The sequence below is a fragment of the Bradyrhizobium sp. UBA2491 genome (genome assembly GCF_002341725.1).
Lineage (GTDB): Bacteria > Pseudomonadota > Alphaproteobacteria > Rhizobiales > Xanthobacteraceae > Bradyrhizobium.
The window spans coordinates 143,070-166,875 of the sequence record NZ_DDOP01000039.1; the positions used below are offsets into that span (position 1 = coordinate 143,070).

Genomic DNA, 23,806 nt, shown 5'->3' on the forward strand with positions numbered 1-23,806 from the left:
CCGCGGCCTTCGCCGCGAACAACATCGAGAGGAAAAGCCCTTCCTATCGCGCAACGATCACGTTCCACGCCGTCTCAGGCTCGGGACGATGGATCTCGACGGTTCCGAATCCCGCCTGCCGCAAAGCATGTCCGACATCATCGGCGGCTCGAAAGGTGAAGATATCCTCAGGGAATCCCAAGCGCTCCATCGCATCACCCGGCAGGAAGCCGAGCGCGAGCACGCCACCCGCCTTGAGCACCCTCCTGATCTCGCCGGCACCTGCGGGCAACGATCGCCAGAAGTACACCGTGTTGACGCTGCATAACTTGTCGAACTGATCGCTCTCCAGCGGCAAGGCCTCGATCTCTCCAATGAGAAAGTCGGCACGCCCGGCATCGATCGCAGACCGATATCGCGCTCTCGCCCACGCCACCACATCCTGCGAGCGATCGACCGCCGTCAGATGAGCTGCGCAACCGAGCAAAGGGGCGAGCGTCACCCCGCCACCGAACCCGATCTCGGCCACGCGATCGGAGGATTTCACATCGAGCAACTCCAGCGCAAAGCGGTTCATCCGGCTGTTGTGCCGATTCATCAGGCTGCCAACAAAGCGGCCGAACACGCCGCGAGGATGAGCGAGATGGCGAGCGATCAAGCGAGGCGGAGCCATAATGTTTCCCGAAGCGGCTTCAAGATCGTGACGCAAGTGGCTGATATCCACGCAACCGGCCAATGACCGCCAAGCTCCGGAGCACGGGGCCAAGCAGCCACTGCGGACCGGCGAGACGAAACACGTCGCGATAGGCAGTCAGATACACGCCGAACGCCAACAATCCGGGCATCCCATCGCGGCCGACGCGCCCCGCACGCTGCAGTCCGTCCAGCGCCATGAACCATTCGAGCGTTCGCATCGGCGGTGTGGTGACCCAGATTGCGTGAACCGGCTCGCTGCCGGCATTCCACATGCGGTGCGGCGTGCCCCGCGGCACGTCCCATGTTGCACCCGGGCCGAGTTCGGTCTTCCGACCATCGATCACGATGTGAAGACGCCCGGCAATGATCTTGAAATGCTCGTCCTGCGCGGGATGGAAATGCGCGGGAGGCAGCTGCCCGCCCGGCGAGTAGACGACGTCGACGGTTAGATGATCGGGACCCAGTTCGCGGACGGTCACGGATTCATGCGGGTTCAGCTTGAAGGTTCGAGCGTCAATGAGCGGTGGGACGATGGCGTCAGGCATCGATTTCTCCGTCGCATTCCACAGGCATGGCTCCGCTTGAGACTTGTCTCGCAATCGTGGGGCCGCCCCAAAGGCAAACTCAGGCGGAAGCTGCCTTTTACGTGCTTGGTGGATATGCAGCACGGACCGGTGCGACAGCGACTTGGACAAATGCGACATCGGTCGATGACATGAAGCAGCTCTGTCACTGCGGGTCGCATGGCTGCCCCGGGGCAGCATTGTGTGCAGGCCGGCCCCGCGATAATGATCGCCGGCCTTGGACGCCGCGTATCGTCGACGAGCGCTCCATAAGGATGGACGAGCGGCATGCGCGAATCATATCGTCGGCACATATTCGGATCGCTGCTGTTGATTGGAGCGACACTTGTCGCGACCGCCGCGTCGACACTCATGCCCGAAAGCGCGATCCTTTGGGATGCGAAGAACGCTTACCTCAAATGCGACGGCGCGATCGACGGCAGCATCGCATGGCCCTCCACGCCAGCGTCCGCCTGCGTCGCCATGCTGATGTGCGCGAATGAACGAGCGCTCTCCACAGAGCGTCACCAGCGGCTGATCGAACAGATCCGGCGAGTACCCGGTTGCGGCGAGCCGTAGGCAAGCGCGACGGCGCCACAGGGATTAGGGAGCTCGATCAGGAGCGCCGCGGCCCGGCGCGGATTTCCGACGGCGTCGCGCCGAAATGCCGGCGGAACGTGCGGTTGAAATAGGAGAGATCACCGAACCCCGATTCAAACGCGATGGTGCTGATGCTGCTGGCGGTTCGGCCGGGGTCGGTCAGCAACCGATGCGCGCGGGCCAGGCGCTCGCCGAGGACGAACTCCGAAAAAGTCGAGCCCGCGCGTTCGAACAAGCGCTGGATGAGGCGCGGCGTGAGCTTCACGCGTGCCGCCACGGCAGGCAGCATGAGATCGCCATAGCAGAGATTGTCGCGGATATCGGCCTTGACCGCCGCGAGCCGTGCCGCCGCCAATCCGCCATCCTCGGCGGCGATCGTGCCGTCCCGGTTCGCGCCGACGATCAACTCCGCAAGGTCGACCAGATGCTTGACGACAGAGCCGCGCAGTTCGGGCGCCTCGAGGCGATAGTCGTCGTCCAGTTCCCTGACGTAGAACGCAAGCAACCGCAGGGCCTCGGAATTGGCCGCCCATCTGCGCATCATCGTGTCCTCGATGTTGGAGCCGAGCGCCGTTCGTGGCAGGCGGAGCGCCAGGAATCGGCCTGAAGTTGTTGGCACGGCGATGTCGCCGGTCTCGGCGCACGACATCAGCACGGCTTGCCCCGCATGGAGCGCGACCTCGCGACCACGTTGCGACGCGCGCGCCTTGCCGCTCGTGATGATCGTCAGGAGCAAGTCGTCACTGCCGTCGAGCAAGCTGCGCGGCCGCGCGATCCGCAGATTGCTGCAGGCCCAGGAGCAGATGCCGAGCCCGGGCAACTCGCGCACATTCGCGGCCGCATGGTACGCGCCGGCTGCGAGCGGCTCCGGATCGAGCTTCACCATCATCCGGCCGACCTGCTCCCGGAAAATTGGCAAGCGGTCGCGCTCGATCCAATCCGCGGTGGAGAACCGAAGGCCGGTGATATGCGGTTCCACAATCATCGGCTCACCCTCACCTGCAGACGCGCGACACGACTATCAGCAGAAAATCCTGCTTAAGGGAGACGAAATTCTCATCAGGCGCGCCGCGGCACGGCGCGGATTTCCGACGGCGTCGCGCCGTAGTGGCGGCGGAACGTGCGGTTGAAATAGGAGAGATCGCCGAACCCCACCTCGAACGCGATGGTGCCGATGGTGCTGGTGGTCCGGCTCGGGTCGTTCAACAGCCAATACGCACGCGCCAGGCGCTGGCCAAGCACGAACTCCGAGAAGGTCGAGCCGGCGCTCTCGAACAGCCGCTGGATATGACGCGGCGTCAGCTTCAATCGCGCCGCCACTGCCGGCAGCGTGAGGTCGCCATAGCTGAGATTCTTGCGGATGTCGGCCTTGACCGCCGCAAGCCGCGCCGCCGCCAATCCGCGATCCTCGGCGACGACCGTTCCATCCCGGTTGGCGCCGATGATCAGCGCCCCGAGATCGGTGAGATGCGTAACCACAGCGCCAGCCAGTTCGGGCGTCGCAAGCTGATAGCCTTCATCGAGCTCCCTGACATAGAACGCGAGCAGGCGCAGCGCTTCGCTATTGGCCGACAGGGTCCGCATCATCATGTCTTCGGGCGCGGAGCCGAGCGAGGCCAGCGCCTTGCGTGGCAACCGAAGGCCGAAGAAGCGGCTCGGCGACAGTGTGGTGGCCATGTCGCCTGCCTCCGCGGCCGACATCAGTACCGCCTGGCCCGGACTAAGTTCGATGTCGCGGCCGCGTTGCGACGCGCTGACCTGACCGCTCGTGATGATCGTCAGGACGAAGTCGTCCTTGCCGTCGGTCAACATCGCGCGCGGCCGTGCGATCCGCAGATTGCTGCAAGCCCAGGATCCGATGCCGAGCCCCGGCAGTTCGCGCACATTCGCCTCGGCGTGAAACGCGCCATCGGTGATCGGCTCCGGATCGAGCTTCACCATCATCCGCCCGATCTGCTCCCGGAAGATCGGCAGGCGCTCGCGCTCGCCGAACTGGGCGGTCGAGAACCGGAACTCGGTGATATCCGGCGACTGCATTGTCATCGGCTGATCCTCATGGCGGCGGGAGGTCGCCGGTCATATGCGGCCGATTTGTGGCGTCACCACATCGATGATGCGGTAGCACGCACGACAAAACGCATCTCTCGCTGGTCTCATCGGCCACCAGGCGATCGAGCGCACGGAACCGTGCTTATGCATGCATTTTAGTGCAGCAGGCCGGTAACGGCGGAGACCCGGCGGGCCTCCAGGTGCATCGCAGGTGATCGTGCGGATATTCATAATTGACTGACCGGACGGTCAATAGTAATTCAGCACCAGGGCGCCGCGACCTTCGGTCAACAGAAGCCACAACGGGAGGCACTCATGGCCAACGATCTGGTGTTGACCGATATCCGCGCCGGATATCGTGTCCTGACACTCAACAGGCCCGACCGCCTGAATTCCTTCAGCGTCGACCTGCATTCCGCATTGATGGCCGCGCTGATCGCGGCCGAACAGGACAAGTCCTGCCGCGCACTGATCCTGACCGGAGCCGGACGCGGCTTCTGTGCCGGACAGGATCTTTCTGACGGCGTCTTCACCCCGGGCAAGACGCCGGATCTCGCAGCAACAATCGAAAAATACTACAACCCGCTGGTGCGCAAGCTCCGCAGCCTGCCGCTGCCGGTGCTGTGCGCGGTCAACGGCGTGGCCGCGGGCGCCGGCGCGAACGTCGCCCTTGCCTGCGATATCGTGATCGCCGCGCGCTCGGCCAAGTTCATCCAGGCCTTCGCCAAGCTTGGTCTCGTGCCGGATAGCGGAGGCACCTGGTTTCTGCCGCGGCTGGTCGGCCGCGCACGGGCGCGCGCCTTGGCGATGCTCGCCGAGCCGGTCTCCGCGGAACGCGCGGAAGCCTGGGGCATGATCTGGAAAGTGGTCGAGGATTCCGAACTGATGACCGAGGCCCACGCCCTCGCCGCCGCGCTCGCGACGCAACCGACCGATGGACTGGCGTTGATCAAGCATGCGCTGGACGCCTCCGAGACCAACACGCTCGACGCACAGCTCGACCTCGAGCGCGACTTGCAAGGACGCGCCGGCCGATCGGCTGATTACGCCGAAGGCGTCACCGCCTTCCTTGAGAAGCGCGCGCCGCGCTTCACCGGAAGGGCCTGACCCGCGAGTTGCACGTTCCGTCGGCAAGCAAGACGCATCATTGATCACAAGTCAAAGGGTTCAACTTCGATGACACAGCCTGACACCAGCAATACGCGGACAGTGGACGACATCATGAAGCTCGACAGTTTCGTCCGCGGCAAGTGGGCCGGTGCCGGCGAACCCGCGGTCGAGATTCACAGCGCCGTGAGCGGCGACGTGGTGGCAGTTACGACCAGGAGCGATCTCGACATGCGCGAGATCCTCGCCTACGGCCGCACGGTCGGCGGCAGCAATCTCCGCAAGCTGACCTTCCACCAGCGCGCGGGCCTGCTGAAGGCGCTGGCCGACTATCTCGGACAGCACAAGGACCGGCTTTACAAACTGTCTCTCCATGCGGGAGCCACCCGCACCGACGCGATGATCGACGTCGACGGCGGCATCGGCACGTTGTTCGCCTATGCCGGAAAGGGGCGCCGCGAGCTTCCGAACAACAAATTCCTGCTCGACGGCGGCGTCGAAGGCCTGTCCAAGGGCGGCGCGTTCGCCGGCCAGCATATCGTCACCCCGTTGCGCGGCGTCGCCGTGCACATCAATGCGTTCAACTTCCCGTGCTGGGGCATGCTGGAGAAGCTGGCGCCGGCACTGCTCGCCGGCGTTCCGGTCGTCACCAAGCCCGCGACCGTCACCGCCTATGTCGCCTATGAACTGGTGCGGATGATCACCGAATCCAGGATGCTGCCTGATGGCGCGCTGCAATTCATCGTCGGCTCGACCGGCGACCTGTTCGAGCATCTGACCTGCCAGGACGTGGTGTCGTTCACGGGCTCCGCCGACACGTCGCAGAAATTGCAGCGGCATCCGGCCATTGCGCGGGAAGCCGTGCGATTCATCGCCGAGCGGGACTCGCTCAATGCAGCGATCCTCGCGCCGGACGCCGTGCCGGGGAGCCCGGAGTTCGACCTCTTCATCAAGGAAGTGGCGAAGGAGATGACGGTCAAGGCCGGTCAGAAATGCACCGCGATCCGCCGTGCGTTGGCGCCGGCAGCGCAGGTCGATGCCGTGATCACGGCGCTGCGCGAGCGCCTGGCAAAGGTCATGATCGGCAATCCCGCAAACGACAAGGTGCGGATGGGACCGCTGGTCGGGCTTGGCCAGCGCAGCGACGTGCTTGCCCATGTCGCGAAGCTGCGCACCGAGGCCGATCTGGTCGCCGGCGATCCCGACAATTTTGCGCTGGTCGATGCCGACGCCAAGCGCGGCGCCTTCGTCCCGCCGCTGCTGTTGCATTGCGCCAACCCGGTCGCGGCAACCGCGGTGCACGAGATCGAGGCGTTCGGTCCGGTCTGCACCGTGATGGGCTATGACGATCTGGACCAGGCCATCGCGCTGACCAATCGCGGCGGCGGCAGCCTCGTCGCCTCGGTCTACACGCACGATATCCCGACCGCGACCGAGCTTGCATTCGGCATCGGTAGTTTCCACGGCCGCGTCGCGATCATCGATCGCGCTTGCGCCGTCGAGCACACCGGACACGGTTCGCCGATGCCGCAGATGGTGCATGGCGGCCCCGGCCGCGCCGGCGGCGGCGAGGAATTGGGCGGCGTCCGCAGTCTCCAGCACTACATGCAACGCACCGCGCTGCAAGGCTCGCCGGCGATGCTGAGCGGCGTCACCGGCCGCTGGTTCAAGGGCAGCCCGGTGCTCGAGGGCGACCTGCACCCGTTCCGCTATCACTATGACGATCTCGAGATCGGCCGCACACTGGTCTCGAAGGCGCGGCAGATCACGCTCGACGACATCGAGCACTTCGCGCATTTCACCGGCGACACCTTCTACGCCCACATGGACGAGGAGGCGACCAAGGGGCATCCGTTCTTCCCCGGCCGCGTCGCCCATGGCTATCTGCTGCTGTCGTTCGCGGCCGGGCTGTTCGTCGATCCGGACTATGGACCGGTGCTGGCGAATTACGGCCTCGACTCGCTGCGTTTCGTCAAGCCGGTCCAACCGGGCGAACAGATCCAGGTGCGGCTGACCGCCAAGGAGAAGACGCCGCGCAACAAGCAGTATGGCGAAGTCCGCTGGGACGTCGAGATCACGACCGGCACCGGCGAGACCGCGGCGACCTACGAACTGCTGACGATGAACGCGATGCGGGCGTAGGATTTCAGCTCAGGACAAAGCGGCCTGCCGGCTCCGGCCGGCCGCTTTCGTCTTGCCGCGCGGCCGGGTGACCGCCGCCTCCTCCGCACCGGCCAGCACCAGCTGCGCGACGAAATCGGCATAGTCGGCGCGGGTCATCGGCCCGCCCTCGCGAAACCACATGTAATGCCAGTTCAGCATGCCGAAGACGCTCATCGTCAGCGGCTTGAGGACGCGCTTCTGCTTCGCCGCAGGGATTGCGGCCGCCAGCGCATCCGACATGATCCCGACCAGGACGCGTTCGCTCGCCAGCAGCGGCTGCTGCTTCTCCTTCGGCAGCAACTTGAGACTTGCGATCTGGACCTGATGCTCCGCGTCGGCATGCCGGTAAAGCTCGAGTAAGGTCGCAACGATGGTCCTGAAGCGCTCGACCGGATCGCCGGCCGCGGCACTCGCCTTGCGCACCGCCTCCACCAGCGTCTCGAGGTGCGACGACAGGATGTCGAACAGGATCGCTTCCTTGTCGGGATAATAGTGATAGAGCAGCGCCTTCGAGACGCCGCACGCATCGGCGATGGTGTTCATCGACGTGCCGACATATCCCGATGCGGCAAACAGCTCGGCTGCACGATGCAGCATCGAGAGGCGCTTGTCGTCGTAGTCCTTGGCGCGCGATCGGGCCATATCTCTCCATTCCACCGGCCGGCATCCGGCCTGTCGTCCAAATCAATCAGGCCGCGGCCATTTATCGACCATCCGGTCAGGCAATTCTACGGCGCATTTGGCATGGCGCCCCGTTTTTCGATCAAGCCTTGCTCACCGCGTGTTCCGCGAGCGGCGCAAACGCGCAAGCTCCCCGAAAGCAGTGGCGCAATCGAGGAGCTCGGATCAAGGAATAGGCGCGTTACTTCTTGCCCTCACTGGCGCCCTTGGCGGCCTGCTCGATGACGGCCGCGACGGCTTGCGGCTGCGAGACGTAGATGGCGTGGCTGCCGGCCTGATCGACGGTCTTGGCGCCGGCGCGCTTGGCCATTATCCGCTGCGCGTCGACCGGGATCATCTTGTCGTTGGTCGCGACCAGGTACCAGCTCGGCTTGCTCTTCCAGGCCGGCACTGTCACTTCGCCGTTCAGCGCGGCAACGCCCCACGGCACCTGCGAGTCGGCCATGAACGCGGCGACATCGGGCTTCACGTCGGCGGCAAATGACGCGGCGAACTTGGCGCGATCGAGCGACAGGAAGCCGTCCTGCGGCGGCAAGATCGGCGGCACCGGCGCGCCGGGCGGAGGATTGGCGATCAGCTTGCCGACCGATTCACCCTGGTCGGGCGCGAATGCCGTGATGTAGACCAGACCTTCGGATCGGTGCCTGCCTCGGTGACCACGACGCCACCATAGGAATGGCCGACCAGGATGACGTTGCCATCCGCGGCAGCGATCGCGCGCCTGGTGACGGCGACATCATCCGCCAGCGTGGCGGTCGGGTTCTGGACGATGCTGACCTTGTAGCCGTCCTTCTTCAGGATCTTGTAGACGCCTTCCCATCCCGAACCGTCGACGAAACCGCCGTGGACGAGCACGATCGATTTGATGGGAGCGGATTGGGCGTGAGCCGCGGGGATGGTTGCAGAGGCGAGGCCCAGCGACGCTGTGGCGGCGAGCAATTTGGTGGTGATCGACATGGAAGTCTCCTGATGTTTATATCGCGATAATCTTTATCGCAATAGTCATCTTGTAGCTGAAGCCGATTTACCTGTCTAGCTATTTTTTATCGCGATAACTATTTTTGTGGTAAGGTACGGTAACAACGAAAGAAAGGCCCCCTGCCATGCCTGCCCCGGGACCAATTCCGCTGGATAGCCAGCTCTGTTTCTCGCTCTATGGAACGACCATCGCGATCAACCGCGCCTACAAGCCGCTGCTCGACGACCTCGGCATCACCTATCCGCAGTACCTCGTGCTCAGCGTGCTCTGGGAGGCGGACGGACAGATGATTTCCGCAATCGCCGACCGGCTTGCGCTCGAACCCAGCACCATCACTCCGCTGGTCAAGCGGCTTGAAGCCGCCGGCTTTGTCGAGCGTCGGCGCAGCACAGAGGATGAACGGCAGGTCGGCGTCCATCTGACCGCCAGCGGCAAGGCGATGCAAGCGCGCACCGGCTGCTTGACCGATACCTTGCTTGCGCGTTCCGGCCTCACGGTGGATGAACTGATCTCGCTCAACAAGCGCGTCCAGGCGCTTCGTGATGCGCTGATCGAATCCGGTGCCCGCTAGTCGCGATCGCAGGAGCATCGGAACACGACGAGGCAGCACTGCGATTTCCGATCGGATGGATCGAGGCCCGGCTGCGCGGGAAAGACTTTTTCTCGGTCTGCTTCGCCGACAAAATGAGTCTGTCGCAGAACCGATCGCTGCGCAGCTTTGATTGCAAAGTTGCAATCGCCGCGACATTCGCTCACGAGCGCCCGCAAGCCATGCTATCTTTCGTGAAACCTGCAACGTGAAGGAGGTTCTATGCGACGAACATCTTCTTCCTGGCTCCACGCTTTCGGCCTGATGACCCGCCGATTGCAGGCATGGCGGCGGAAGCTCGCGCGATCCGCCACAGCCGAGGGACGCGACAACCTGCACGAACTCTTTCTGTTCGGCCCTCACGGTTAGCGGCGAATTCCGCATCGACCAATCCAAGATCGACCACTCTGCGTTCGGAAGTGGTCTGACTCCAGGGCCCGGCATCAGCTTTCCATCACCGTAGCTGATACCGCGTATCACGTGCGTTCGACGGCAGCGAGCGCCGGCCATCTCGATTTCGTGCGGGCCGGCCGATCAGCGGAGCGACGACATGACCGGTGCGCGTGGGCGGCAAGTGCTCATTGTCGGCGGTGGCGCCAGCGGCGTGATGCTGGCCTACCAATTGCTCCATCAGCCGAGCCGCACCGCCGCAACTCGCGATCTTCGCGTGACGCTGATCGAGCAACGTCCGGACATCGGACGCGGCATCGCCTATCACACCGGCAATCCCGATCATCTGCTCAATGTGCGCGTCGCCAATATGAGCGCCTTGCCGGATCAGCCGGACCACTTTTGGCGCTGGTTGACGTCGCGCTCAACCGACGCTCCTATGTGCCCGGATCCCTATTGCTTCGTGCCGCGGCGGATCTACGGCGACTACATCGCGAGCCTGCTCGAACAGCAAATCTCCGATCCGTCCGACGCAGAGCGTCTCTCGATCGTGCGCGGCACTTGCGTCGAGATCAACGAGGGCCCGGCCGGCGTATCGGCCGTGCTGGACGATGGCCAGTCGCTGTTCGGCGACATCGCCGTGCTCGCGACCGGGCATGACATGCGGGCCAGCCGTGCGGACTTTGCCGATCCATGGACGCCGCCATCGGCTGCTCCGATCGATCCCGATGCGACCGTGCTGCTGCTCGGTACCGGACTGACCATGGTCGACTACGTCCTGTCGCTGCTGCGCGACGGACACCGCGGGCCAATCGTCGCGATGTCACGGCGCGGCCTACTCGCCAAACCGCATCGGCGCACCGACGCCCAGCGCATCGAGGAGGCCGATGTGCCGTTCGGCGCCGGTATCAGCAGCCTGCTGCGCTGGCTCCGCAGCCAAATTGAGCGGACCACGGCCGAGGGCGGCGACTGGCGCAGCGTGATCGACGGACTCAGGCCCTACACGCAACGGCTGTGGCAGGAGCTTCCGCAAGCGTCGAAGCGTCGCTTCCTCGAACACGCGCGCGCCTGGTGGGACGTACACCGACATCGGATGGCGCCGGAGGTCGAAGCCCGCGTGACCCAGGCGATCTTTGCGCGGCAACTCACTTTGCTGGCCGCCAAAGTGATCAGCATCGCGCCGGACAACGATGGAGCTCGGATCCATTATCGACGGCGCGGCGATGCCAGGATCCACAGCATGCAGGTAGGCGCCGTCGTCGACTGCACCGGCATCGTCAAGGATCCGCGTGCCACGCCCAATCCGGCGGTACGCAGCCTGTTCGATCGCGACCTGGCGCGCGTCGATCCTCTTTGCATCGGTATCGAGACCGATCGCGATTGCGCGATCATCCGTCGCGACGGCGCGGTGTCGCGCCGCCTGTTCGCAGTGGGGCCGCTGACCCGCGCGGCCTTCTGGGAAATCATCGCCATTCCCGACATTCGCAACCAGTGCGCTGCGCTGGCCGCGCGGCTCGCCGACAGCGAGGGCGAGCCGCACGCCGCGCCCCGCCAGGAACGCGCCGAAGTCTAGCTGCTGAAACCCGCCGGGATGAATGCCGGCAGCTTCTCCTCGATGAAGTGCTTGACCTCGGGCGAGTTGAAGACCTGGATGAAGGCCTTCAGCCGCGGATCGTCCTTCTTGTCCGGTCGCGCGGTGAAGCGCAGCACGAGACCATCATCGACCGTGCGGTCGATCACCAGCGCCGACTTCGGATCGCCACCAGCCGGGATCAGATAGGTGATGTTGACGAGCGCCAGTGTGACGTCGTCGAGCGAGCGATAGGTCTGCGCCGGATCGAGCTCGACGATCTTCAGGTTCTTCGGGTTGTCGACGATATCGAACCGGCTCACCGAAAAGCCCTTGCCCGGCGCCAGCTTGATCAACCCGGCACGCTCGAGCAGGATCAGACCACGCGCACCGTTGAGCGGTTCGTTCGGGATCGCCACGCTATCGCCGGACTTGATCTCATCAAGCGACTTGATCTTCCTTGAGAACAGCCCGACCGGCGCGATCACGCCGACCTTGTCGACCTGGACCAGGTTGAAGCCGCGCTGCTTGTTCTGGATCGCGAGATACGTGGCGTGCTGGAACAGATTGGCGTCGACATCGCCGCTGTTGACCACCTCGTTCAACGCGACCCAGTCCGACAGCTCGACGATCTTGATGTCCTGGCCCTTGTCCTTGGCGAGCTTGGCAGCGAAGGCCGCCAGTTGGCCGACCGGCCCCGCGCTGGTCGCGATCTTGAGTGGTTCGTCCGCGACGGCAGCCGCCGTCATTGCAAGCAGCAGGCCAGCCGCCTGTGCCAGGCGCAACAATGTCTTCATGGTCTCGGTTTCAACTCCGTCTTCAGGGATCGATCAGGCCGCCTTGCGGCCACTGTTGCCAGCCTCGGCCTCCGCCAATGCCTGGGTGAGGTCGGCGAGGATATCGTCGGGATGCTCGATGCCGACCGAAAGCCTGACGTAACCGGGCGTCACGCCCGCTGCGAGTTGCTCTTGGGAGTTAAGCTGCTGATGAGTGGTCGACGCCGGATGGATCGCCAACGACCGCGCATCGCCGATATTGGCGACGTGATAGAACAACTTCAGCGCATCGATGAAACGACGGCCGGCCTCGACGCCGCCCTTCAGCTCGAAGCCGACCAGCGCGCCGTAGCCGCCATTGAGATAGAGATCGGCACGGCGCCGATTCTCGCCGCTTTGCAATCCCGGGAAGATCACATGCGAGACCGCGGGATGCCGCGCGAGATAGTTCGCCACCTTGATCGCGTTCTCATTGTGCTGGCGCAGCCGCAGCGGCAGCGTCTCCAGCCCCTGGATGAACTGGAAGGCGTTTTGCGGCGCGAGCGCGGCACCGAGATCGCGCAGCAGCTTGACGCGGGCGCGCAGGATATAGGCGATCGGGCCGAGCGGCTTGGCCGCCTCGGTCCAGATCGCGCCATGATAGGCATCGTCCGGCTGCGTCAGCAGCGGAAAACGCTCGGCATGCGCCGCCCAGTCGAAATTACCGCCATCGATGATCGCGCCGCCGATCGACGTGCCATGGCCGCCGATATATTTCGTCGTCGAATAGACCACGATCGCCGCACCGTGCTCGAACGGACGTGCGATGAGCGGGACCGCCGTGTTGTCGAGGATCAGCGGCACGCCGAGCGCGCGGCCGATATCGGCAACCTCCCTGATCGGGAACACGTTGAGCTTGGGGTTCGGCAGGGTCTCAGCGAAATAGGCCCGGGTCTTCGCGTCGGTGGCGCGGCGGAAGTTCTCCGGATCGGACGGATCGACGAAGCGCACCTCGATGCCGAACTGCTTCAGCGTCTGCGAAAGCAACGTCCAGGTGCCGCCATAGAGATCGGTCGATGAAACGATGTTGTCGCCGGCCTGCGCGATGTTGAAGATCGCATACGCCGTCGCCGACTGTCCGGACGCCACAGCCAGCGCGCCGACGCCACCTTCCAGCGCGGCCAGACGTTCCTCGAATGCGTCCGCGGTCGGGTTCTTGATCCGCGTGTAGATCTGCCCGATCGCCTCGAGCGCGAACAACCGCGACGCGTGATCGGTATTCTCGAACTGAAAGGACGTCGTCTGGTAGATCGGAACGGCCACCGCACCCGTCGTCGGGTCCGAGCGGTACGATCCGCCGTGCAGGGCCAGCGTCTCGAGGTTCTTGGTTTCGACCGGCATTTCGAAATCTCCTGAAATCATCCAGCGTCCGAGGTCAGCGAATGATGCACAGCAGCTTCAGCCGCTGTCGAGACGTCCGGGAAAATAGCGATGGGCGTGCTGGCGCGCCGCGATGTGGCGTCGCTAATCTTTCAGGCCACGCATCCGACACGTAGTATTTATTTCGCTGCGTCCATGCGTCGACGGATCGGACGCCGCGACGCATGTCCAACGGATCAGGCGCGCATATCCGCGCGCGACGGCTCGCCGCGATCCGCCAACGTACAAGGCGCCGACGGCGAACAAACAAAACTCTGCTGCTCCAGCGAAGCGATGGAGCACGTCTTTGATCCGAGCTAGCCGAATAGAAAATAAAGCCGCGCGGACGACGTGATAAATCACCGTTCCGTCCTCAACTGCCGGAACAGCGCGATGACCCGACCGAGAGAACTTCGCTTCAATGCGTTCAACATGATGGCGCCGAGCCACAACTGGGCCGGCCTGTGGTCGCATCCGCGCGACACCTCACTCGACTACAACACACTCGACTATTGGGTAGATTATGCCCGAACGGCCGAACGCGGCCTGCTCGACGGAATCTTCCTCGCCGACGTGTTCGGCATCTACGACGTCTACGGCAACAGCCCCGAGACCGCGCTGCGTCACGCCGTTCAGTTGCCCAACGCCGAGCCGACCTTGCTGGTCTCTGCGATGGCGCTGGTGACAAAACATCTCGGCTTCGGCATCACGTCCAACCTCACCTACGAACACCCTTACCAGCTGGCGCGCCGCTTCTCGACACTCGATCACCTCACCGGCGGGCGGATCGGCTGGAATATCGTCACCGGCTATCTCGACAGCGGCGCCCGCGGCATGGGCCTTGAAGCCAATCGCGCCCATGACGAGCGCTACGAGGCGGCCGAGGAGTTTCTCACGGCGAGCTATCACTTGTGGGAAGGCAGTTGGGAGGACGGCGCGGTCCGCCGCGACCGGACTTCCCGCATCTTCACTGACCCGGCCAGGATCCATCCGGTGCGGCATCACGGCCGTCACTACACGGTCGACGGCATCCACCTTGCCGAACCGTCGCCACAGCGCACGCCCCTGCTCTATCAGGCCGGCACATCGAAGCGCGGCCGCGCGTTCGCCGCAAGGCACGCGGAGGCGATCTTCCTTAACGGCCAGACCAAGCCCATTCTGGCCCGCGCCGTCCGCGAGATCAGGGAGGCGGCCCGGGAATTCGGACGCGATCCCTATGACATCCGCCTGTTCGCCGGCGCGACCGTGATCGTCGCGCCGACGCGCGCCGAAGCCAACGATCTGCTCGAGGAATATGCCGCGCATGTCGATCAGGCCGGCCAGCTCGCGTTGCTGTCCGGCTGGACTGGCATCGATTTCTCGCACTATCGCTCCGATCAGGCGGTGCAATATGTCGAGAGCAATGCGATCCAGTCGATGGTCGAGAATTTCACCTTGCGTAGCGACCGGCCGGTCAAGGTCGGCGATCTCGCAACCCTGAGCCGGGTCGGCGCACGCTCGCCGTTCGTGGTCGGCTCGCCTCAGGATGTGGCCGACGAGTTGATCGCCTGGGTCGACGAAACCGACGTGGACGGCTTCAACCTGTTCCGCCTCGTGGCTCCGGAATCACTGACGTCGTTCGTCGATCTGGTCGTGCCCGAACTGCAATCCCGCGGGGTCTACAAGACCGCCTACCGCGAAGGCACGCTCCGCGAAAAGCTGTTTCCCGGGCGCGGCCCCCATCTCGACGCCACGCATCCCGGCGCCGGCTTCCGCCGCGCGTCGACGACCGCACGCGCCGACGCGGCCGAATAGAGCCGCTCGGATGCCTCATCGCCGACGGGCACCCGATGCCCGTCGTTACCATGTCGCGGTATAGGTGCCCTTGAAGCGCTTCTCGAGGAACGCCTTCACCTCGTCGGAATGGTAAGCGTCGACCAGCTGCTTGACCCAGGGCTTGTCCCTGTCCTCCTCACGGACGGCGATGATGTTGACCCAGGGACCGTCGGCCGCCTCACGGGCAATGGCGTCAGTGGACGGATTGAGCCCGGCCTGAACCGCATAATTGTTGTTGATCGAAACCAGGTCGACGTCCTGCAGCGCGCGCGGCAACTGCGCGGCATCGAGCTCGACGAAGCGCAGCTTCTTCGGATTGTCGCTGATATCAGCGATGGTCGAGGCGACGTTGTTGGGGTCCTTCAGCTTGATCACGCCGTGCAGCGCCAGGATCATCAGCCCGCGCGCGCCGTTCGACGGATCGTTGGCGATCGCGACCTTTGCGCCGTCGGGCAGGTCCGCCAGCTTCTTGTACTTCAACGAGTAGACGCCCTGCGGCGAGGCGATCGTATTGGCGACCTTGACGATCTTCCAGCCGGTCTTCGATATCTGGTTCCTCAGATACGGCTCGTGCTGGAACGAATTGGCCTCGAGATCTTTCAGCGCCAGCGCCTGGTTCGGGATCACATAATCAGTGAACTCGACCACCCTGATGTCGAGCCCGCGGCCGGCCGCCACTCTCTTCACCACGTCCAGGACTTCGGCATGCGGCCCGGCCGTGACGCCGACACGGATGGTCTCGGCCCTGGCGGCGCCGGTCAATAGCGCCGCCGCGGCGATCACGGTCATCACAATACGCATCTGTCTTTCCTCGGCAGTTGAATCGGCGATTACCAGCTCGGCAATACCGCGCCCTTGAACTTGGTCAGGACGAATTCCTTGATCTCGGGCGTGTGGTAGCTATCGACCAGGATCTTGACCCACGGCTTGTCCTTGTCGGCGGCGCGCACCGCGATCAAGTTGACATACGGTCCCTTCGGATCCTCGCGCAGGATCGGGTCCTTGACCGGATCAAGCCCGGCCTGGGTCGCGTAGTTGGTGTTGATGACCGCGGCATCGACATCGTCGAGCGCGCGCGGCGCCTGGGCCGCGTCGACCTCGATGAACTTCAGCTTCTTCGGATTGTCGGTGATGTCGACGACGGTCGGCTTGAACCCGACGCCGTCCTTCAGCTTGATCGCGCCCTTGTCGCGCAGCAGGAGCAGCGCGCGGCCGCCATTGGTGGGATCGTTGGGAATCGAGACCTTGGCGCCATCCGGAATATCGGCCCAGCCCTTGTGCTTGCGCGAATAGACCCCGATCGGGAAATTCACCGTCAGTCCGACCTGCTCGATCTTGTAGCCGCGATCGGCCTTCTGGTTGTCCAGATAAGGCTGGTTCTGGAACGAGTTGGCCTGGATGTCGCCGGCGTCGAGCGCGGCGTTGGGGACGACGTAGTCGGAGAACTCAATGAGCTGAAGATCGAGCCCGTTCTTGGCCGCGATCGGTTTCACCGCCTCGAGGATCTGCGCGTGCGGCCCGGGCGTCACGCCGATCTTGATCGTTTCAGCCGTGGCCGCGGTCGACCAGACTGCGACAATGCTCGTGAGCGCGATAAGAGATCGAAACAACATCTTGGTCTCCATGGATCGGGAATGGTTTTGGGATCAGCGATTGCGCAGCCGGCGATTGACGCGGCGCGCCAGATAGTCGCCGGCGGTCTGCACGGTCTGGACAAGCGCGATCAGAACGACGACGACCGCCAGCATCATCTCCGGCATGAAGCGCTGATAGCCATAACGAATGCCGAGATCGCCGAGGCCACCGCCGCCAACGGCTCCGACCATCGCGGAGTAGCCGAGCAGGCTGACGACCGCGAGCGTCAGGGCGAGCACCAGTCCCGGCAACGCCTCCGGGATCAGGACCTTGAATACGATCTGCAACGGGCTTGCGCCGAACGAGGATGCGGTTTCGATCAGGCCGGCGTCGACCTCGCGGATCGCCGCCTCGACCAGGCGGGCGATGAACGGTGTCGCGGCGATCGTGAGCGGCACGATCGCGGCACCCGAGCCGATCGAAGTGCCGGCGATCAAGCGGGTGAACGGAATGATCGCGACGACCAGGATGATGAACGGCGTCGAGCGCGCCGCGTTGACGATCACGCCAAGCACGCCATTGGCCGGTGGCGCGGCGAACAACTCGCCCTTCCGGCTGGTCGCCAGGAATATCCCGAGCGGAAGCCCGAGCGCGGTCGCAACCAGTGCGGCGACCGACACCATGAAGAGGCTCTCGCCCGTGGCCTGAACGATCAGGTTGATGAGTTCACGCGACATAGCCGAGATGCTCCACCGGAATTTCATGCTGGGAAAGATAGGCCTGCGCCTGCCTGGCCGCGGCTTCGCCGCCGGGAATGCCCAGGATCAGTGAGCCGACATGCTGGCCGCCGATCTCGTCGATACGGGCCGACAGCAGCGCCACGTCATGCGACAGCTCGCGCGACAGGCGGCCCACCACTTTATCGCCGGCTTCGGTGCCCCGCACCTGCACGCGAAGCACCGCCTGACCGCCAGGAACCGGCTGGGACGAGAGCCGGCTTTGCAGCGAGACCGGAACACTATCCCCGATCGCTTCGGACAGGGACGCCTGGGTGACCGGATGCCGCGGATGCGTGAAGATGTCGGCGACGTGCCCGCGCTCGACGACATGACCGCCGTCGATCACCGCGACTTCCTTGGCGAGTTGGCGGACCACCGACATTTCGTGGGTGATCAGCACGATCGTGACGCCGAGCTCGCGGTTGATGTTGGCGAGAAGGTCGAGAATTGCACGGGTCGTCTGTGGATCGAGCGCCGATGTCGCCTCGTCGGACAGCAGCACGTTCGGCCGGGTCGCCAGCGCGCGCGCAATGCCGATGCGCTGCTTCTGGCCGCCCGACAATTCCGACGGATAGCGGTCGCATTTGTCGGCGATGCCGACGAGCTCGAGCAGCTCCGCGACGCGCGTAGCAATATCGGCCCTGGACCAGCCGGCGATCTCGAGCGGGAGCGCGATATTGTCCGCCGCGGTCCGCGACGACAGCAGGTTGAAATGCTGGAAGATCATGCCGATCGACCGCTGCGCCAAACGCAGCTCGCGGCCGGCCAGCGCGGAGATTTCGCGGCCGTCCACGATGACACGACCGGTCGATGGCTTCTCGAGCCCGTTAATGAGGCGGACGAGGCTCGATTTGCCAGCGCCGGAGCGGCCGATCACGCCGGTGATCGAGCCGCGCGGGATCGCGAGGTCGACCGCCTGCAAGGCATGGACGCTCGGCTTGTCGCGGTAGGCCGGATAGACCTTCGAGACGGCTTCGAAGCGGATCATCGCATCGCTTGCGTCCGAGGCGAGCGAGATCGACGGCAGCGGCGCAACGGGCTGCGCCGTCGTCAGGGATTGATGTACATTCATGCAGTCGATCCAATCGGGAGAAGGCCTTGGTCGCCGGGCACCGCCCAGGCTCAATGACCAAACAGCAGATAGCTGCGGTCGATGCCGCGGAGATCGCGCGTCTCGTCGGTCCAGCCGACTGCACGACGGTAGCTGCCCAGCGTCGCGGTCTGCCGCAGCGCGACCACATCGGTCGGGCGGGGCTCGTCCGCATAGGGCGAGACGTAGAGCGCATCCTCGGGACAATAGAGCTCGCAGAGGAAGCAGGTCTGGCAATCGCCCTGGCGCGCGATCACCGGCATGCCCTCGGTCTTGTCGAAGACGTTGGTCGGGCAGACATTCACGCAGATGTCGCAGGACGTGCAGCGCTCGGCATCGATGACTTCGATCATTCCGCCGCCTCTGCGTAAGTTGCACCTGCATGCGGCCGGACCGCGGTCCAGACCTCGTCGAGGCCTCCGCTCGTCACATAATGGCGCTGCAGGTCGTCCTGATCGGGATAGTCGTCGCGGCGATGCATGCCGCGGCTTTCATTGCGTGCCAGGGCGCTGCGGTACATCCAGCGCGACGTTGCCAGCATGGCCGCGCTCTCGCGGGCGCGCAGCAGATCATCCTTGCTCGCCGCATCGGCCGCCGTCGCGTCGGCCCACGCCGCATCAAGCCGCGCCAGCGCGCCTTCGAGGCGGGCTCCGTGCCGGAAATAGTTCAGCTCATACGGATAGACCTCGTCCTGCACCGCTCTCGCCAACGTGGCCGGCTCATACGCGCGGCCAGCACGGCTGCGGAATGCGACGGTTCCGGCAGAGGCCAGGCGTCGACGGCGCACCGGACCGAGCTGCCGAGCATAGCCCGCGGCACCCCATCCAGCCCAGGTCCCCGACGACATCGCCCACGCCGCATTGTGGCTGCCGCCGCCGGTGAACCCGCCGCAGATCAATTCGCGCGTGGCCGCGTCGCCGGCGGCATAGAGCCCCGGCACGCTGGTGGCACAGCTGTCATCGACGACGCGAAGACCGCCGGTACCGCGCACAGTCCCCTCGAGCCGCAACGTGACCGGAAAGCGCTCGGTGAACGGATCGATCCCGGTGCGATCGAACGGCAGGAAGAAATTCGGCTGCGATGCCCGCATGTGACGCTGGACATCATCGTCGGCCTTGTCGAGCCGCGCGTAGACCGGCCCCTGCAACAGCGCGCGCGCAATCGCTGATCGCCCGCCTTTGGACGCGGCGCCGGGAACGACACTGCCGTCCTCGTAGCTGAACGTCGCCCAGCCATAGAACAGCGTCTTGGTCACCGAGCCGAACGCCGGCGAGATCGCGTAGGGGTTGGAAAACTCCATGCTGCTGAAATCGGCGCCGACCTCCGCGGCCATCAGGTAGCCGTCGCCGGTCAGCACATTGGAGCCCAGCGTCTTGCTCAGGAACGCGCAGCCGCCGGTCGCGATCACCACCGCGCCGGCACGCACCGTCCAGCGATCGTGCTTCTGCCGGCGCAAGCCGCTGGCGCCCGCGACCCCGCCCTCGTCATCGACCAGCAGTTCGAGCGCCGGACTGTGATCGAGAATGGTGACGCCGGCCTGCTTGGTGCGCTTGCGCATCAGGCGCATGTATTCCGGCCCCTGCAGCGAGTTGCGCTGCGACTTGCCGCTGCCGTCGACAGGGTACGGGTACCCCCAGACAGCCAGCCGATTGCTGTCCGCATAGGTCTGGTCGAGCACGCGCGCCATCCAGCGCCGATCCTGCAAATGGCCGCCCATCTTCTCACGGTTGGCCATTGCGGCCTCGCGCAGCGCCGGATTCGGATCGACATACCAGACGCCGGTGCCGGCCGCCGCGGTGGCACCCGAGGTGCCGCAAAACCCCTTGTCGGCGAGCACGACACGGGCGCCGCGCTCCGCGGCGCTCACCGCCGCCCAAGTGCCCGCCGGGCCGCCGCCGATCACCAGGACGTCGGCGTCCAGTTCGACCGAGCCGTCTGCTGCGGCTCGCCGTTCGGCGCGTCGATCGTTGGTTGTCATCGTCGAGAGTCTCCAGGCGGCGCCGATCGCTTGCGGTGCGCCGCAGCAACATGCTTACGCGCGCGTGCGGCTCTGGCAATTTCAGATATTTGCGCAGACGTGGATGAAGCTTCCCCGGACACGGCGCGCGGAAGAATATTCATGCACCGGCGGACCGGACGTTTCGTACGGCCTGAGGGATCAATACGGGAATTGCCTACAAACCTCGCAACAGAGGCGGATATTTCTTTTTGCACGCGTACGCTTACGGTCCGTTTTCCCGCGAGCCGGCAGGCGATATTTCGGACGTGACCTCACCCCAATGCGTGGCAGCCATGTCCCATCGTCAGCTTCACCTCAACGTCAACCTGCTGCATTCCGGCGTCTATGCGTCGGCATGGCGGCTGCCCGAGAGCGATCCGGGCGCCTGTTTCGACGTCGGTCACTATGTGCGGGTCGCTGAGATCGCCGAGCGCGGCAAGTTCGATGCGATCTTCCTTGCCGATACGCCGGCGATCACCGACCGCATCGACTATCGATCGTTCATGTCGATGGAGCCGACCATCGTGCTGGCGACGATTGCCGCGGCGACCAGCCATGTCGGGTTGATCGCGACTGCCTCGACCACCTACAACGAGCCCTACAACATCGCGCGCCGCTTCGCGACGCTGGATCTGGCGAGCGGCGGCCGCGCCGGCTGGAACGCGGTGACCACCGCCGATGCGTCAGCGAGCCGAAATTTCGGCCTCGGCACCGTGCTCGAGCACAAGGCCCGCTATGAGCGCGCCAAGGAGTTCGCCGATGTCGTCCATGCGCTGTGGGACAGTTGGGAGGACGATGCTTTTGTCGGCGACAAGGCGACCGCCCGGTTCGTCGACGTTTCGAGGGTCCATCCCATCGCGCATCGTGGCGCGCATTATTCCGTCGCCGGTCCGCTCAACGTGCCACGCTCGCCGCAGGGCCGGCCGGTGACCGTTCAGGCCGGCGGCTCGAGCGACGGCCGCGATCTTGCCGCCGCGCAGGCCGAAGCCGTGTTCACGCTGACGCAGACGATCGAGGAAGGCGTCGCCTATGCGCGCGACCTGCGTACGCGCGCAGCAGCGTACGGCCGCGCCGGCGATTCCATCGTCATCCTGCCCGGCCTTGCCACCGTCATCGGCAGCACCGCAGCCGAAGCGAAGCGGCGCCAGGAGGAGCTGTGGGAGCTGGTGCCGATCGAGTACAGCCTTGCCCGTCTCGCCGGCACCTTGCAGGTCGATCCCGATATCCTCGAGCTCGACAAGCCGCTGCCCGATCCACTGCCGTTGCCGGTCAACGCCAATCAGACCATGTTCCAGGGCACGGTGAACCTGGCGCGGCGCGGCAACCTCACGGTCCGGCAGTTGCTGCGCGCGCTCGGCGGCGGCGTCGGACACCGGATCATCGTCGGCACGCCGGAACAGATCGCCGATGACATCGAGACCTGGTTCACGGCAGGGGCCGCCGACGGCTTCAATCTGATGCCGGACGTGTTGCCGTCCGGGCTCGAGGTGTTCGTCGATAACGTAGTACCGATCCTCCAGCGACGCGGCCTGTTCCGGACCGACTATGCAGGCACCACCCTGCGCGAGCATTTCGGATTACCGCGGCCGATCAGCCGCTTTGCGCGGCAGGCAGCAAGCGCGGCAACCGCCTGACGCGGCTATCGCGAGCCTGCGATAAGGGATGCAGCCTCGCTCGCCAACAGCGACGACGCTGTGCGAACGCGCGGAATGATCTCCTTGGCGAAGCGCTCCATCTCGGCCTCGAACGGTTGGAATTGCAGCATGAACAGCTCGATGCCGGCGGCATGGAACGCCCCGATGCGGGCGGCTACCTCGTCATAGCTGCCGACCAGTCCCGCAGCGGTGCCGCCATTGCTGCCGACGCGTTCCGACTTCTGCATGGTCTGCATCATCACGACCTTCGGATCGGTGTTCTGGCGCTGGATTGCCTTGATCGGCGCATCCTTGCGCGACAGTGCCAGCAACCGCTCATAGGCAGCCTGAGCTTCGGCTTGCGTCTTGCGCGCAACGACGAAGGCGGACAGCCCAAACCGTAGCGGCGCCGATGCCCGCGGCCGCACCGCGACGTCGGCAATGAGATTGGCGACATCCTCGAGCGGCTGCCCGTTGATGAACCAGACGTCACCGTGGTCGGCGACCAGCGCACGCGCCGGCTCGGACTCACCGCCGACATAGATCATCGGCCGCGGCCGATAAAGGCTCGTCGGGCGCAACAGATAGTCACGGACGTCGAAATGCTCGCCCTCGTAGGTCAGCCGTTCGCCCTGCATCAGCCGCGAGACGATCGTGATCCACTCCCGACCATAAGCATAACGCGCGTCGTGCTCGGGAAAACCGATACCGGCCTTGTCGAGCTCGGGCCGGTTCCAGGCATTGACCAGGTTGATCGCGAAGCGGCCGCGGCTGATGTTCTCGATCCCGAGCGCGAGCTTGGCGAGCACCACAGGGTGATAAAGATAGGGCTTGATGGCGGCAATGATCTCGATCCGACTGGTCAATGCCGCAATGGCCGCCGCAGCGCTCCAGGCCTCGAGCTGGTCGAGATCCTCCTGATGCGGGTTGATCGTGTGCTGCGCGATCAGCGTGGAATCGTAGCCCAGTGCCTCCGCGGCGAGCACCAGATCGCGATTGCGCTCCCACGACGCATCGTATGGTTCGTCCGGATCCTGATAGGCCGCGCGCGAGCCGTGGACCAGGGCCCAGATTCCAAAGCGAAGCTGACGTGTCGACATGCCGTGTCTCCGATGTCTCCGGTGTTGCACCGGTGTTTTCGAAGAAGCACGACGTCAGATCAAGCGACGGCACATCAAAAGATTTTCCTTGCCGCGTCACACACGTCGATAAATCAGAAAACTCCGGAAGCAACCACAATTGGAAAACCGCTCTATTTCTGTTCGAGGAAAATCGTGGGACAGTTTGCGCGACATCACGACGTGCTCCATTCGTGCGGCGACAGGCCGTCGATCGAGTGATTGATGAGCTGTGTCGCGCGCTCAATGATGTTCG

Annotated in this window: 22 protein-coding genes and 1 pseudogene; 8 read left to right on the forward strand and 15 right to left on the reverse strand. The window is 64.6% G+C overall.

Features of this window, described 5'->3' with window-relative positions; translation table 11 throughout:
• Window positions 1-43: 43 nt before the first annotated feature.
• Both B2W55_RS11950 and B2W55_RS11955 read right to left on the reverse strand, forming a co-directional pair.
• The gene (locus tag B2W55_RS11950; RefSeq protein ID WP_145987288.1) at window positions 44-688 is read right to left on the reverse strand and encodes a class I SAM-dependent methyltransferase; all 645 of its coding nucleotides are present in this window, start codon (window positions 686-688) and stop codon (window positions 44-46) included.
• Window positions 672-1,220 carry a cupin domain-containing protein gene (locus tag B2W55_RS11955; RefSeq protein WP_024583017.1) on the reverse strand — a complete coding sequence of 183 codons (549 nt, stop codon included), beginning with the start codon at window positions 1,218-1,220 and terminating at the stop codon, window positions 672-674. Before B2W55_RS11955 ends, B2W55_RS11950 begins: the two co-directional genes overlap by 17 nt.
• A gap of 306 nt (window positions 1,221-1,526) precedes the next feature.
• On the opposite strand from B2W55_RS11955, the gene B2W55_RS11960 reads away from it, so the two are divergent.
• Window positions 1,527-1,817 (forward strand): hypothetical protein, encoded by a 291-nt coding sequence (locus B2W55_RS11960; RefSeq protein WP_024583016.1) that lies wholly within the window; start codon window positions 1,527-1,529, stop codon window positions 1,815-1,817.
• Window positions 1,818-1,854: 37 nt separating this feature from the next.
• On the opposite strand, the gene B2W55_RS11965 is transcribed toward B2W55_RS11960, so the two are convergent.
• Window positions 1,855-2,823 carry an AraC family transcriptional regulator gene (locus B2W55_RS11965; protein ID WP_024583015.1) on the reverse strand — a complete coding sequence of 323 codons (969 nt, stop codon included), beginning with the start codon at window positions 2,821-2,823 and terminating at the stop codon, window positions 1,855-1,857.
• A 74-nt stretch (window positions 2,824-2,897) separates the two neighbouring features.
• Window positions 2,898-3,881 (reverse strand): AraC family transcriptional regulator, encoded by a 984-nt coding sequence (locus tag B2W55_RS11970; RefSeq protein WP_080891094.1) that lies wholly within the window; start codon window positions 3,879-3,881, stop codon window positions 2,898-2,900.
• 321 nt (window positions 3,882-4,202) lie between these two features.
• Between B2W55_RS11970 and paaG the strand changes: the two genes are divergently transcribed.
• Both paaG and paaZ read left to right on the forward strand, forming a co-directional pair.
• Window positions 4,203-4,994 carry a 2-(1,2-epoxy-1,2-dihydrophenyl)acetyl-CoA isomerase PaaG gene (gene paaG, locus B2W55_RS11975; RefSeq protein WP_024583013.1) on the forward strand — a complete coding sequence of 264 codons (792 nt, stop codon included), beginning with the start codon at window positions 4,203-4,205 and terminating at the stop codon, window positions 4,992-4,994.
• A gap of 114 nt (window positions 4,995-5,108) precedes the next feature.
• Complete coding sequence (gene paaZ / locus B2W55_RS11980) at window positions 5,109-7,136, forward strand: phenylacetic acid degradation bifunctional protein PaaZ (RefSeq protein WP_024583012.1); 2,028 nt, start codon at window positions 5,109-5,111, stop codon at window positions 7,134-7,136.
• Between the two features lie 9 nt (window positions 7,137-7,145).
• Here the strand turns inward: paaZ and B2W55_RS11985 are convergent, their stop codons facing one another.
• Both B2W55_RS11985 and B2W55_RS11990 read right to left on the reverse strand, forming a co-directional pair.
• Complete coding sequence (locus B2W55_RS11985) at window positions 7,146-7,799, reverse strand: TetR/AcrR family transcriptional regulator (RefSeq protein WP_024583011.1); 654 nt, start codon at window positions 7,797-7,799, stop codon at window positions 7,146-7,148.
• Window positions 7,800-8,019: 220 nt separating this feature from the next.
• A pseudogene (locus B2W55_RS11990) lies at window positions 8,020-8,795 on the reverse strand (alpha/beta fold hydrolase).
• A gap of 146 nt (window positions 8,796-8,941) precedes the next feature.
• On the opposite strand from B2W55_RS11990, the gene B2W55_RS11995 reads away from it, so the two are divergent.
• Together B2W55_RS11995 and B2W55_RS12000 are read left to right on the forward strand one after the other, a co-directional pair.
• The gene (locus tag B2W55_RS11995) at window positions 8,942-9,388 is read left to right on the forward strand and encodes a MarR family winged helix-turn-helix transcriptional regulator (RefSeq protein WP_024583010.1); all 447 of its coding nucleotides are present in this window, start codon (window positions 8,942-8,944) and stop codon (window positions 9,386-9,388) included.
• Between the two features lie 568 nt (window positions 9,389-9,956).
• The gene (locus tag B2W55_RS12000; protein WP_024583009.1) at window positions 9,957-11,369 is read left to right on the forward strand and encodes an FAD/NAD(P)-binding protein; all 1,413 of its coding nucleotides are present in this window, start codon (window positions 9,957-9,959) and stop codon (window positions 11,367-11,369) included.
• Here the strand turns inward: B2W55_RS12000 and B2W55_RS12005 are convergent.
• Together B2W55_RS12005 and B2W55_RS12010 are read right to left on the reverse strand one after the other, a co-directional pair.
• A complete protein-coding gene (locus B2W55_RS12005) occupies window positions 11,366-12,163 on the reverse strand; it encodes a MetQ/NlpA family ABC transporter substrate-binding protein (RefSeq protein WP_024583008.1) in 798 nt (265 codons plus the stop codon). The genes B2W55_RS12000 and B2W55_RS12005 overlap by 4 nt on opposite strands.
• 33 nt (window positions 12,164-12,196) lie before the next feature.
• Window positions 12,197-13,522, reverse strand: a complete 1,326-nt coding sequence (locus B2W55_RS12010) for an O-acetylhomoserine aminocarboxypropyltransferase/cysteine synthase family protein (RefSeq protein WP_024583007.1) — start codon at window positions 13,520-13,522, stop codon at window positions 12,197-12,199.
• 90 nt (window positions 13,523-13,612) lie between these two features.
• On the opposite strand from B2W55_RS12010, the gene B2W55_RS12015 reads away from it, so the two are divergent.
• Together B2W55_RS12015 and B2W55_RS12020 are read left to right on the forward strand one after the other, a co-directional pair.
• Complete coding sequence (locus tag B2W55_RS12015) at window positions 13,613-13,861, forward strand: hypothetical protein (RefSeq protein ID WP_145987289.1); 249 nt, start codon at window positions 13,613-13,615, stop codon at window positions 13,859-13,861.
• Between the two features lie 72 nt (window positions 13,862-13,933).
• Window positions 13,934-15,334 (forward strand): LLM class flavin-dependent oxidoreductase, encoded by a 1,401-nt coding sequence (locus B2W55_RS12020; RefSeq protein WP_024583006.1) that lies wholly within the window; start codon window positions 13,934-13,936, stop codon window positions 15,332-15,334.
• Window positions 15,335-15,379: 45 nt separating this feature from the next.
• Here the strand turns inward: B2W55_RS12020 and B2W55_RS12025 are convergent, their stop codons facing one another.
• Genes B2W55_RS12025 through B2W55_RS12050 form a run of 6 tightly spaced genes read right to left on the reverse strand, consistent with a single transcriptional unit; the run spans window position 15,380 to window position 20,777 of the window.
• On the reverse strand, window positions 15,380-16,156 hold the full coding sequence (locus tag B2W55_RS12025; protein ID WP_024583005.1) for a MetQ/NlpA family ABC transporter substrate-binding protein: 777 nt from the start codon (window positions 16,154-16,156) through the stop codon (window positions 15,380-15,382).
• Between the two features lie 29 nt (window positions 16,157-16,185).
• On the reverse strand, window positions 16,186-16,980 hold the full coding sequence (locus tag B2W55_RS12030; RefSeq protein WP_024583004.1) for a MetQ/NlpA family ABC transporter substrate-binding protein: 795 nt from the start codon (window positions 16,978-16,980) through the stop codon (window positions 16,186-16,188).
• A gap of 21 nt (window positions 16,981-17,001) precedes the next feature.
• Window positions 17,002-17,667 carry a methionine ABC transporter permease gene (locus tag B2W55_RS12035; protein ID WP_024583003.1) on the reverse strand — a complete coding sequence of 222 codons (666 nt, stop codon included), beginning with the start codon at window positions 17,665-17,667 and terminating at the stop codon, window positions 17,002-17,004.
• Window positions 17,657-18,781: a methionine ABC transporter ATP-binding protein gene (locus B2W55_RS12040; RefSeq protein WP_024583002.1), complete on the reverse strand. Its 1,125-nt coding sequence runs from the start codon at window positions 18,779-18,781 to the stop codon at window positions 17,657-17,659. Before B2W55_RS12040 ends, B2W55_RS12035 begins: the two co-directional genes overlap by 11 nt.
• Before the next feature lie 50 nt (window positions 18,782-18,831).
• On the reverse strand, window positions 18,832-19,152 hold the full coding sequence (locus tag B2W55_RS12045; protein ID WP_024583001.1) for a 4Fe-4S dicluster domain-containing protein: 321 nt from the start codon (window positions 19,150-19,152) through the stop codon (window positions 18,832-18,834).
• The gene (locus B2W55_RS12050; protein WP_024583000.1) at window positions 19,149-20,777 is read right to left on the reverse strand and encodes an FAD-dependent oxidoreductase; all 1,629 of its coding nucleotides are present in this window, start codon (window positions 20,775-20,777) and stop codon (window positions 19,149-19,151) included. The genes B2W55_RS12045 and B2W55_RS12050 overlap by 4 nt, the downstream gene beginning before the upstream one ends.
• A gap of 314 nt (window positions 20,778-21,091) precedes the next feature.
• Between B2W55_RS12050 and B2W55_RS12055 the strand changes: the two genes are divergently transcribed.
• A complete protein-coding gene (locus B2W55_RS12055; RefSeq protein WP_024582999.1) occupies window positions 21,092-22,432 on the forward strand; it encodes an LLM class flavin-dependent oxidoreductase in 1,341 nt (446 codons plus the stop codon).
• Between the two features lie 5 nt (window positions 22,433-22,437).
• Here the strand turns inward: B2W55_RS12055 and B2W55_RS12060 are convergent, their stop codons facing one another.
• Entirely contained in the window at window positions 22,438-23,532 is a 1,095-nt protein-coding gene (locus B2W55_RS12060) for an LLM class flavin-dependent oxidoreductase (RefSeq protein WP_024582998.1), read from the reverse strand.
• Between the last annotated feature and the right edge of the window lie 274 nt (window positions 23,533-23,806).

Excerpts from the sequence above, each read along its gene's own strand:
- B2W55_RS11955 (WP_024583017.1), bottom strand. The coding sequence starts at position 1,220 with ATGCCTGACGCCATCGTCCCACCGCTCATTGACGCTCGAACCTTCAAG.
- B2W55_RS11960 (WP_024583016.1), top strand. The coding sequence starts at position 1,527 with ATGCGCGAATCATATCGTCGGCACATATTCGGATCGCTGCTGTTGATT.
- B2W55_RS11965 (WP_024583015.1), bottom strand. The coding sequence starts at position 2,823 with ATGATTGTGGAACCGCATATCACCGGCCTTCGGTTCTCCACCGCGGAT.
- B2W55_RS11970 (WP_080891094.1), bottom strand. The coding sequence starts at position 3,881 with ATGACAATGCAGTCGCCGGATATCACCGAGTTCCGGTTCTCGACCGCC.
- paaG (WP_024583013.1), top strand. The coding sequence starts at position 4,203 with ATGGCCAACGATCTGGTGTTGACCGATATCCGCGCCGGATATCGTGTC.
- paaZ (WP_024583012.1), top strand. The coding sequence starts at position 5,109 with ATGAAGCTCGACAGTTTCGTCCGCGGCAAGTGGGCCGGTGCCGGCGAA.
- B2W55_RS11985 (WP_024583011.1), bottom strand. The coding sequence starts at position 7,799 with ATGGCCCGATCGCGCGCCAAGGACTACGACGACAAGCGCCTCTCGATG.
- B2W55_RS11995 (WP_024583010.1), top strand. The coding sequence starts at position 8,942 with ATGCCTGCCCCGGGACCAATTCCGCTGGATAGCCAGCTCTGTTTCTCG.
- B2W55_RS12000 (WP_024583009.1), top strand. The coding sequence starts at position 9,957 with ATGACCGGTGCGCGTGGGCGGCAAGTGCTCATTGTCGGCGGTGGCGCC.
- B2W55_RS12005 (WP_024583008.1), bottom strand. The coding sequence starts at position 12,163 with ATGAAGACATTGTTGCGCCTGGCACAGGCGGCTGGCCTGCTGCTTGCA.
- B2W55_RS12010 (WP_024583007.1), bottom strand. The coding sequence starts at position 13,522 with ATGCCGGTCGAAACCAAGAACCTCGAGACGCTGGCCCTGCACGGCGGA.
- B2W55_RS12015 (WP_145987289.1), top strand. The coding sequence starts at position 13,613 with ATGGGCGTGCTGGCGCGCCGCGATGTGGCGTCGCTAATCTTTCAGGCC.
- B2W55_RS12020 (WP_024583006.1), top strand. The coding sequence starts at position 13,934 with ATGACCCGACCGAGAGAACTTCGCTTCAATGCGTTCAACATGATGGCG.
- B2W55_RS12025 (WP_024583005.1), bottom strand. The coding sequence starts at position 16,156 with ATGCGTATTGTGATGACCGTGATCGCCGCGGCGGCGCTATTGACCGGC.
- B2W55_RS12030 (WP_024583004.1), bottom strand. The coding sequence starts at position 16,980 with ATGGAGACCAAGATGTTGTTTCGATCTCTTATCGCGCTCACGAGCATT.
- B2W55_RS12035 (WP_024583003.1), bottom strand. The coding sequence starts at position 17,667 with ATGTCGCGTGAACTCATCAACCTGATCGTTCAGGCCACGGGCGAGAGC.
- B2W55_RS12040 (WP_024583002.1), bottom strand. The coding sequence starts at position 18,781 with ATGAATGTACATCAATCCCTGACGACGGCGCAGCCCGTTGCGCCGCTG.
- B2W55_RS12045 (WP_024583001.1), bottom strand. The coding sequence starts at position 19,152 with ATGATCGAAGTCATCGATGCCGAGCGCTGCACGTCCTGCGACATCTGC.
- B2W55_RS12050 (WP_024583000.1), bottom strand. The coding sequence starts at position 20,777 with ATGACAACCAACGATCGACGCGCCGAACGGCGAGCCGCAGCAGACGGC.
- B2W55_RS12055 (WP_024582999.1), top strand. The coding sequence starts at position 21,092 with ATGTCCCATCGTCAGCTTCACCTCAACGTCAACCTGCTGCATTCCGGC.
- B2W55_RS12060 (WP_024582998.1), bottom strand. The coding sequence starts at position 23,532 with ATGTCGACACGTCAGCTTCGCTTTGGAATCTGGGCCCTGGTCCACGGC.